This is a genomic window from Roseofilum halophilum BLCC-M91 (genome assembly GCF_030068445.1).
In the GTDB taxonomy this organism is placed as follows: domain Bacteria; phylum Cyanobacteriota; class Cyanobacteriia; order Cyanobacteriales; family Desertifilaceae; genus Roseofilum; species Roseofilum halophilum.
This window is the reverse complement of record NZ_JAQPOK010000093.1, coordinates 1-7667: the sequence shown is the minus strand read 5'-3', so window position 1 is coordinate 7667 and position 7667 is coordinate 1. Positions and strand designations below refer to the sequence as shown.

The 7667-nt window shown below is 48.2% G+C and carries 9 protein-coding genes; 4 read left to right on the top strand and 5 right to left on the bottom strand.

The window, feature by feature from the left end:
• Positions 1-202 precede the first annotated feature (202 nt).
• Entirely contained in the window at positions 203-412 is a 210-nt protein-coding gene (locus PJF56_RS12850) for a hypothetical protein (protein WP_283763079.1), read from the top strand.
• Positions 413-468: 56 nt separating this feature from the next.
• On the opposite strand, the gene PJF56_RS12845 is transcribed toward PJF56_RS12850, so the two are convergent.
• From PJF56_RS12845 to PJF56_RS12830, 4 genes are all read right to left on the bottom strand, one after another.
• On the bottom strand, positions 469-693 hold the full coding sequence (locus tag PJF56_RS12845) for a ferredoxin family protein (protein ID WP_283763078.1): 225 nt from the start codon (positions 691-693) through the stop codon (positions 469-471).
• A 194-nt stretch (positions 694-887) separates the two neighbouring features.
• Positions 888-2123, bottom strand: coding sequence for an ATP phosphoribosyltransferase regulatory subunit (locus PJF56_RS12840; protein ID WP_283763077.1), 1236 nt, complete (start codon positions 2121-2123; stop codon positions 888-890).
• The gene (locus PJF56_RS12835) at positions 2123-3040 is read right to left on the bottom strand and encodes a J domain-containing protein (protein WP_283763076.1); all 918 of its coding nucleotides are present in this window, start codon (positions 3038-3040) and stop codon (positions 2123-2125) included. Before PJF56_RS12835 ends, PJF56_RS12840 begins: the two co-directional genes overlap by 1 nt.
• A 33-nt stretch (positions 3041-3073) precedes the next feature.
• Positions 3074-3922: an inositol monophosphatase family protein gene (locus PJF56_RS12830; RefSeq protein WP_283763075.1), complete on the bottom strand. Its 849-nt coding sequence runs from the start codon at positions 3920-3922 to the stop codon at positions 3074-3076.
• Between the two features lie 142 nt (positions 3923-4064).
• Here PJF56_RS12830 and argJ point away from each other — a divergent pair, with 142 nt between their 5' ends.
• From argJ to accB, 3 genes are all read left to right on the top strand, one after another.
• Complete coding sequence (gene argJ, locus PJF56_RS12825; RefSeq protein WP_283763074.1) at positions 4065-5306, top strand: bifunctional ornithine acetyltransferase/N-acetylglutamate synthase; 1242 nt, start codon at positions 4065-4067, stop codon at positions 5304-5306.
• Positions 5307-5471: 165 nt separating this feature from the next.
• Positions 5472-6032 carry an elongation factor P gene (gene efp / locus PJF56_RS12820; protein ID WP_283763073.1) on the top strand — a complete coding sequence of 187 codons (561 nt, stop codon included), beginning with the start codon at positions 5472-5474 and terminating at the stop codon, positions 6030-6032.
• Between the two features lie 57 nt (positions 6033-6089).
• Positions 6090-6578 carry an acetyl-CoA carboxylase biotin carboxyl carrier protein gene (gene accB / locus PJF56_RS12815; RefSeq protein WP_283763072.1) on the top strand — a complete coding sequence of 163 codons (489 nt, stop codon included), beginning with the start codon at positions 6090-6092 and terminating at the stop codon, positions 6576-6578.
• Between the two features lie 86 nt (positions 6579-6664).
• Here accB and PJF56_RS12810 read toward each other — a convergent pair whose 3' ends face one another.
• A complete protein-coding gene (locus PJF56_RS12810) occupies positions 6665-7261 on the bottom strand; it encodes a Uma2 family endonuclease (protein WP_283763071.1) in 597 nt (198 codons plus the stop codon).
• Positions 7262-7667 lie beyond the last annotated feature (406 nt).

The following is a 7667-nucleotide window of genomic DNA, read 5'->3' as shown; positions in this document are numbered from 1 at the left end:
TGTCTAATGGAGTTCTTTTCGATTAAATGAGCTTTGACTATTTTTTCTCGTAAATCTACTGAATATGCTTTCATTACCTCTTAATACCCATCAAATCTCTTCACCTTAGATTGTACCTCAATACAGCGCGAAGCGCTGTATCGTCGGAGAAGCTGAAGTTCAAGCGTTTCTATTGGGGGCAAAATTCCACCCCATACATATTTTGCTTCTGGGAGCGATTTTACTAGGAGTTGAGCGGCGGCGCTATCATGAACTGATTTCGGTGACTCGCTCTGAAGTCAGAGAGCGTCTGAACATGGCTTATCGTCGCGGCCAACATGCCCAGTTTGAACCGGATGCTTGGCAACCGGAAAAGCTCTGGGAAATGCCCTTGGCAGATGTACAGTTGATGTTTGGACTAAGTAATGGGTAATGGGCAGAAGGGTAATGGGGAGAAACTGGGTTTCTAGTTTCTCTCCCCATTACCCATTATGGAGTTTGTTGCAAGTCTGGCTTTTCTTCATCCAGAATCGCCCCTTCTACGGGACAAACTTCTAAACAAATTCCACAATCAATACAAGTGTCGAAGTCAATCCAAAACCAATCGGTTCCTTTCTTATTTTTATCCGGGCCGGGATGAATGCAAGCCACGGGGCAAGCTTCCACACAGTCGGCAACTCCTTCACAAATATTAGTAACAATGGTATGAGGCATGGTTTTTCGTCGATCGGGTAAAGTACATCAATTGAGGGTTAAACGGCCGTAGGGGTAGGTTTCAAACCTATTCCCTCGTAGGGGTAGGTTTCAAACCTATTCCCTCGTAGGGGTGGGTTTCAAACCTATTCCCTTGTAGGGGTAGGTTTCAAACCTACCCCTACAACCCCTACATTTTGAAGCCTACCCCTACATTAAGAAATCGATTCCACCTGGGGGTTACCTTGGGCATCAATCCAAGCAATCTGGGCAATACGCCGCTCTTTGGCGTAAATTTTTACCCCTTCTTGGGTTTCCCATTCCAGTAAGTTGACCTGAACTCGGCGGTTAGGCGTTTGCAAGCGGAGGGTTTCGGCATAGGCAAAGGCAGCCCCCCAAGCTTGGTTGGTTAAGGGAACTACTAAACAGTCACTGGCGGGGATTTCTTTGGGGAGGCGATCGCCCCCTTGCAGTACCTGTTGCAGGGCTTCAATATTCAGACAAAAGCCAATACCGGGTAAGCTCTCATGTTGAGGATGATACACGCCCACCAATTGATTGTAGCGTCCCCCCTGACCTAGGATTTTAACCTCTGTGGCTTGGCGACTGGCTACTTCAAAGACAATGCCACTGTAATAGTCGAACGTGCGAATTAAGCTCAAATCGACAATAATCGGTAAAGGGGGTTGATTGGGGCGACTTTCTTGGAGCAGGTCGATTAAGGTTTTTAAGTTCTCTAATTTACTCTGTTCTTCTGGAGTCAGATCCAGAGCCGTTAATTTCTGAAAGACTTGAGCGGGTTCTCCCCGGAGGTTGAAGAGCAGTTGCGCTTTCTGCTGTAGGTCTTCGGGTAGATCGAGCTGCTGTAAGGAAATATAATCGAGCTGGGCGATCGCCTCTCGGATCGGTTTTTGATATTCGGCTGGAAACGAGGATAACAGGGATTGGGTTAATCCGGCTTCTCCGATGACTCCAACCCATTGGTCTAAACTGAATTCTAAGGCTTGTAGACAATCAGCCAGTAACAATAAAATTTCCGCATCGGCTGCCACGCCGCCAGCGCCCAGCAATTCTACTCCAGCTTGATAGAATTCCTGCTGCTGACCATACTCTCCTTTGGGCGATCGCACAAAAACATTGGCATTATAATAAAACCGCTTAGGATTGCTCACCCGTTTATTTAAATAACGGGTTGCTGCTGTACGGGCAATTGAGGCCGTCACTTCCGGCCTCAAACCCAACTCTTCTTGACCCTGCTGAAGTTGAATCACGGTCGAGCGATCGATCGCACCTCCCGCCATCAATGTATCGACTCTCTCCAACGTTGAGGTAATAATCCGATGGTAACCCCAATGATGAAACACCTGATACAGACGGTCTTCAATCCAGTTTTTCTGGGCAACGTCCAGGGGAAGTAAATCCCTAGCCCCTGGAGCAGACTGATAAACCATTACTTTTTCTTTCCACCACCAATCGTAATCCCGAATATCTTAATCCCTTGACTGGCTTTTTGATCGGTTTTGTCCGTATTCGTGCTTTTTTTCATAAACGCTTCCAGTTTTTTCTTCAAGTCTAGGGCTTCTGCATGTTGGGGATTACCTTCAAGAGCTTTGTTGATATGGACTTTAGCCATAGTTTTCTGCCCTTGTTTGAGGTAAATCAGACCCATTAAGCTATGGCAATCGCTATTGGTCGGCTCTAGCTTCAGGGCATCTCGCAATTCTAGGATCGCTTTCGGGAAGTTTCCTTTTTCGGTCAGTTCCTTTGCCCGCCCATAATAGCCATCAACCGGCGATTTTTTCTCTACTTTCGGTGCAGGAGGTGGCGCGGCTTGTCCACCTTTGGGAGGGGGAGGAGCCGCTTTGGGTTTACTTGCTGGTTTAGCCCCTGAACTGCCTGCCCGCATCAGGTAAACCATGTTCAGTTCGCTAATTTCTCCAGTGATTTTACTGAAGTCGCTTAAGGATTGGTATTGTTGAGTTGCCAAATCTTCCATGGCTTTTTGATACTCAACTTCCACATCTTTCGCCTGGACGAGTTGTTTAGCAGATTCACTTTGCAAGGTTTCACTACTATTTTGTTGGGCGGCTTGTTGGCCTTTAAGCCGCAACATCACCATATATTCTTTATAGTCTTTCTCCTGGGACAGTTTTTCATAGGCTGGGTTCACCAGTTTGGACAGAATCTGACTGGCTTGTTGTTTGTCTTCTGGTGTTTCTGTAGAACTACTGTCTGGATGGAGGTTTTTCGCAATTCGCATATAGCGCTTGCGGATTTGCCGACTATCTGCCTGGATGGGAACGCCTAAAATGGCGTGGAAGTCGGTGAAGTCAAGTTGAAACAGACCTTGATTGATGTTAAAAGACATACTTGCTGTTTGACTGTGCCAAGGGATGATTAATTATTCTAGTGTACTCTTTCCCCATTCAGCAGATTCTCTCCATTGAGGAGGAAAGGGGGAAATTTGACCGAGGATTTCAACCATGGGGTCATGGAGATGGCCATTAGTGGCTAAAATCCGACCGCTTTCTATATTAAAAGGGCTGCCATTATAGGCGCTAATTTTTCCTCCGGCTTCTTGTACCAGGACGACACCAGCCGTGAGATCCCAGGGGGAGAGACCTCTTTCCCAGTAGCCATCTAAGCGTCCAGAGGCCACGTAGGCTAGGTCTATTGCCGCAGAACCGCCTCGGCGAACTCCTTGGGTGAGATGGGTGAGATGGCAGAATTGGGCATAGTTATTATCGTTGGTTTCTCGGCGATCGTAGGCAAAACCGGTGACCAGAAGGCTATCGGCTAAGGTGGGGGTGGAGGAGGTGGCGATCGCCTGCCGGTTTAGGGTGGCTCCTAAGCCTTGGGCGGCGCGAAAGAGTTCTTGACGGGATGGATCGAAAACTACCCCCACTTGGGGCACGCCATCGATTAATAAGCCAATGGAAACGGAAAAATTGGGATAGCCATGGGAGTAGTTGGTTGTGCCATCGAGGGGATCGATCGCCCACAGATATCGACTTTGGCGATCGCCCAATTTTCCCGACTCTTCCGCTAGAATGCCATGGTCGGGAAAATGGCGCTGCAAAATCTCCAAAATCACTGCTTCGGAAGCCTTATCTGCTTCAGTGACGATATCTCCGGGCCGGCCTTTTTCGCGAATATCTTGTAATTTTCCTTGGTAAGACATCACCATTGCCCCCCCAGCTAGGGCGGCTTCTGTGGCAATCTCTAGATAGGTTTGCAAAGGATCACTCATGGAGTTAGGGCGCTTGGTGGGACTTACTCCCAAGAACATATCAGAGATCGGGTTAGAGGGCATAATCATGCTGTAACTATCAATTGTTAACAACTGCTATAATCGCCTCTCGTACCCATTGACAGCAGGGGAATTTACAGGTATGTCAGACTGGCAAGTAATCGAAGGCGGAGTAACCGCCCCCAAAGGATATCAAGCCGCAGGAATTACAGCAGGATTAAAACCTTCAGGACAACCAGATTTAGCCTTGATTGTATCGGATGTGGAGGCGATCGCGGCTGGAGTGTTTACGACGGTACAAGTGCGCGCTGCTTGCGTAGACTATTGTCGTCAGCGTCTGGAGCAAAAAGCGAGCGCTAAAGCGATTTTGTGTAACTCCGGTCAAGCCAATGCAGCGACAGGGGAAGCGGGATGGAATGATGCTCTAGAGAGTGCATCCCTGTTAGGAGAGGCTCTCAATATCGATCCTAATTCCGTTCTTTTGGCTTCTACGGGGGTCATCGGTCAACGCATCAAAATGGAAGCCATGCGCTCTGGTATTCCCCAAGTGGTCTCTAGTTTATCCAGCGAAGGCTCAGAGAGCGCCGGAAAAGCCATCATGACCACGGATTTAGTGCCAAAAACGATCGCTCTAGAGGCTCAATTTGGCGATCGCCCCGTGCGAATTGGCGGTATTGCTAAAGGTTCCGGCATGATCCATCCCAATATGGCCACCATGTTGTCCTTCGTCACCTGCGATGCCACCGTTTCCCCCCACTTGTGGCAAGAAATGCTCGGCCGAGCCGCCAACCGCAGCTTTAACCAAATTACCGTCGATGGGGATACCAGCACCAATGATACCCTGATAGCCCTAGCTAACGGTCAATCCCGCACCCCCGCCATTACCAACATGGGGCCGGAAGCCGAAAAGCTCGAAGCCATGTTAACCGCAGTATGTCAGCATCTAGCCAAGGCCATGGCCCGCGATGGAGAAGGAGCCACCTGCTTAGTAGAAGTCGAAGTTTCGGGTGCAGAAAATGAACAAGCCGCTAGTCAAGTGGCCAAAACCATTGTCGGCTCCTCATTGGTCAAATCTGCCATTTTTGGCCGTGACCCCAACTGGGGAAGAATTGCGGCGGCTGCGGGTCGTGCTGGAGTCCACTTTGCTGCCGAAAATCTTAATATTACGTTAGGGGAGTTCAAAATGATGGAGGGTGGACAACCTCTTAACTTTGACCGTAATGCTGCCAGTGCCTACATGAAACAAACTGCCGAAGGCGCATATTTACAAGCCGATACGGTTAAAATTGGCGTTTCCATTGGCCATGGCCCGGGAACCGCTAAGGCTTGGGGATGCGATCTGAGCTACGATTACGTGAAAATTAATGCTGAGTACACGACGTAAGGGTAATGGGTAATGGGTAATAGCTCCCTTCGACTCCGCTCAGGGAGCGCCCGTGTCTCCGTGTCCCCCCATTCCCCCACTCCCCATCTCCTTATCCCCAAAAGGCCCCAAGGGGGTTAAAATAGGATGCCAACGATCGCATAATCTATATCAACCCAGCGTTTTATGATTTCGAGCAATGATTTTAGAACGGGCGTGACCATTGAACTTGATGGCAATGTGTGGCGGGTGATCGAGTTCTTGCACGTTAAGCCAGGTAAGGGATCTGCCTTTGTACGCACTAAGCTGAAGAATGCCCAAACCGGAAGTGTGATTGAGCGCACGTTCCGTGCCGGAGAAACGGTTCCTCAAGCGAATCTGGAGAAGCGGACGAAGCAGTTTACTTATAGAGATGTAGATCAGTTTGTGTTCATGGATATGGAGACTTATGAAGAAAGTCGCCTGAATGAAGAGCAAATTGGCGATCGCGTGAAGTATCTCAAAGAAGGTATGGATGTGAATGTCGTCACTTGGGGCGAGCAAGTTATTGAGGTCGAATTGCCGAATTCGGTAGTTTTAGAAGTGACTGACACTGACCCAGGGGTGAAAGGAGATACGGCGACAGGAGGAACGAAACCTGCCACCGTGGAAACAGGCGCTCAGGTGATGGTTCCTTTGTTTATCTCTATTGGAGAAAAGATTAAAATTGATACCCGCGAGGATAGTTATTTAGGTCGAGAAAAATAATCGCCTGTGTGCCTGCCATATTGTATTCTAAACATCTAGAGAAAGGGTGAAGAAACTGTGAATTTGAACTTTGACGAGCTGCGCGAATTAATTACGACTTTAGGTCAAACGGATATTGCCGAATTGACCTTAAAGAGTGATACGTTTGAGTTGACGGTTCGTAAGGGAGAAACTGGAACTCTACAGAGTGTATCTCAGGTTGCGGTTTCTCCTCCGGTTGTCCAAAGTCCAGTTCCTCCCCTGACAGAAAATGCTCCAGTTGTGTCTCAAGGGAGTGAACCGTCTCCCCCTCCTCTAGAACAAAAGTTAGAAGAGATTAAGTCGCCGATGGTGGGTACGTTCTATCGCGCTCCAGCTCCGGGCGAAGCACCGTTTACAGAAGTGGGCGCTCGGATTCGCGTTGGGGATACGGTGTGTATTATTGAGGCGATGAAGTTGATGAATGAGTTGGAGGCGGAAGTTTCTGGAGAGGTGGTTGAGATTTTGGTGGAAAATGCTCAACCCATTGAGTTTGGACAGGTGTTGATGCGGGTGAAAGCTACTTAGAGTTTAGATTTTACTTTAGAGCGTAAAAAATGGTTTTTCCATTACCCTTCTGCCGCGCGTTTCATGTCTGCGAAGCAGAAAGCGCTTTATTGACGAAGGCGATCGCGAAACTCCATGACGGCATCAAATTGTTCGTTGGGTTTGACGCAACGGGTTAAAAGGGAGATATCTAAGTTGGGGAGCAGTTCACTTTTGGCGATCGCCTCATATCCCGTCGAACGTAAGTGATAAAGCGAAAATCCCCCATCTTTCCATTGCCAAACTTCCTTGACTCCCAACCCTTCATAAATCTGCAACTTATCCACCATACCGCTTGTGACCACCACTTCGATCGCCAGATCGGGAAATTCTTTCTTACAATCGAGACAGTAACACTCATCGGGTTCGAGTCCCCTTTGCGCCATCTCTTTGCGAAACGTCGCCGAACCGATAGCATGAAAACGAATCCGCGCTTCTTGAAAATAAGCTTCCAAAAGCATCCCAATCATCGTTTTCAGTTCTTCATGCTCTGGGGAAGTGGCCATAATTTCTAGGACTCCTTCTAAGTAACTCAGTCGCAAATTAGGAAAATCATTTCCCAGAGTGGCTAAAAAGAGTTCATATTGCCGCCAACTAACTCCTGATAAAACCAGGCGTTGTTCGGCAGTGGGGAGGGAAGAAGGAGAGATAGCGAAAGAACTCATAGGTACTGTTCCCTTTTTTCATATTCCTGTGTAATACCATTTCTTGGTGAGAATGTAGGTTGGGTGTCCGAACGTGCATGTCGGGGACAGCCGAAAACCCAACACCAGCCAAACTTTGTTGGGTTTCACTGTCGTTCAACCCAACCTACTGGACTGAAAAATAGCCATTATAGCGTAAAAAATCGTTTTTCCAATTACCCTTCTGCCCATTACCCTTCTGCCGCGCGTTGCCTGTCCGCGAAGCGGAAAGCGCTGTATTGAGCAATACAGCGCTTCGCGCGGTAATGGGTAATGGGTAATAGGTAATGGGAAAACCATTTTTTACGCTATGCGTGCCCATTCTTCAGGCTTTTCATGGGACAACACTCTCAAGGAACATTTCGATTACTGTACCTCATAACATCGA

Coding starts and splice junctions, on each gene's coding strand:
- efp (WP_283763073.1), top strand. CDS start 5,472: ATGATTTCGAGCAATGATTTTAGAACGGGCGTGACCATTGAACTTGAT.
- PJF56_RS12830 (WP_283763075.1), bottom strand. CDS start 3,922: ATGAGTGATCCTTTGCAAACCTATCTAGAGATTGCCACAGAAGCCGCC.
- PJF56_RS12840 (WP_283763077.1), bottom strand. CDS start 2,123: ATGGTTTATCAGTCTGCTCCAGGGGCTAGGGATTTACTTCCCCTGGAC.
- argJ (WP_283763074.1), top strand. CDS start 4,065: ATGTCAGACTGGCAAGTAATCGAAGGCGGAGTAACCGCCCCCAAAGGA.
- PJF56_RS12810 (WP_283763071.1), bottom strand. CDS start 7,261: ATGAGTTCTTTCGCTATCTCTCCTTCTTCCCTCCCCACTGCCGAACAA.
- PJF56_RS12835 (WP_283763076.1), bottom strand. CDS start 3,040: ATGTCTTTTAACATCAATCAAGGTCTGTTTCAACTTGACTTCACCGAC.
- PJF56_RS12845 (WP_283763078.1), bottom strand. CDS start 693: ATGCCTCATACCATTGTTACTAATATTTGTGAAGGAGTTGCCGACTGT.